The organism is Marinilactibacillus piezotolerans, from assembly GCF_900114235.1.
Taxonomy (GTDB): Bacteria; Bacillota; Bacilli; order Lactobacillales; family Carnobacteriaceae_A; genus Marinilactibacillus; species Marinilactibacillus piezotolerans.
This window is the reverse complement of sequence record NZ_FOSJ01000122.1, coordinates 1-1,186: the sequence shown is the minus strand read 5'-3', so window position 1 is coordinate 1,186 and position 1,186 is coordinate 1. Positions and strand designations below refer to the sequence as shown.

Below are 1,186 nucleotides of genomic sequence, written 5' to 3'. Positions count from 1 at the left end.
AACAGGGTGAAAGCCCCGTATACGACATCTGATCTTACCTAGCTGGTATCCTGAGTACGGCGGAACACGAGAAATTCCGTCGGAATCCGGGAGGACCATCTCCCAAGCCTAAATACTCCCTAGTGACCGATAGTGAACCAGTACCGTGAGGGAAAGGTGAAAAGAACCCCGGAAGGGGAGTGAAACAGCACCTGAAACCGTGTGCTTACAAGTAGTCAAAGCCCTTTTACGGGTGATGGCGTACCTTTTGTAGAATGGACCGGCGAGTGACGATGTCATGCAAGGTTAAGCCGAAGAGGTGGAGCCGCAGCGAAAGCGAGTCTGAATAGGGCGTTTAGTATGCCGTCGTCGACCCGAAACCAAGTGACCTACCCATGTCCAGGGTGAAGGTGCAGTGAAATGCACTGGAGGCCCGAACCCACGTACGTTGAAAAGTGCGGGGATGAGGTGTGGGTAGCGGAGAAATTCCAATCGAACTTGGAGATAGCTGGTTCTCTCCGAAATAGCTTTAGGGCTAGCCTCGGATAGTGCATCGTGGAGGTAGAGCGACTGTTTGGACTAGGGGCCCTTATCGGGTTACCGAATCCTGATAAACTCCGAATGCCACTGATGTAGATCCGGGAGTCACACTGCGAGTGATAAGATCCGTAGTGGAAAGGGAAACAGCCCAGACCGTCGGTTAAGGTCCCAAAATCCTTGTTAAGTGGAAAAGGATGTGGGGCTGCTCAGACAACTAGGATGTTGGCTCAGAAGCAGCCATCATTTAAAGAGTGCGTAATAGCTCACTAGTCGAGTGGCCCTGCGCCGAAAATTTACCGGGGCTAAACAAGGTACCGAAACCACGGATAGAACCAATGGTTCTATGGTAGGAGAGCGTTCTAAGGGCATTGAAGCAAGATCGTGAGGACTTGTGGAGCGCTTAGAAGTGAGAATGCCGGTATGAGTAGCGAAACACGGGTGAGAATCCCGTGCACCGAATGACTAAGGTTTCCTGGGGAAGGCTCGTCCTCCCAGGGTTAGTCGGGACCTAAGCTGAGGCCGATAGGCGTAGGCGATGGACAACAGGTAGAGATTCCTGTACCAGTCTGCTTTGTTTGAACAATGGAGGGACGCAGGAGGCTAAGATAAGCACGCTGTTGGATATGCGTGCCCAAGCAACAAGTCTGAGTAGGAGTCAAATGCTTCT

The 1,186-nt window shown here is 51.9% G+C and carries 1 rRNA gene; it reads left to right on the top strand.

Going from position 1 to position 1,186, the window contains the following annotated elements:
• Positions 1-1,186 (top strand): 23S ribosomal RNA (locus BM212_RS12360); the annotation flags it as partial.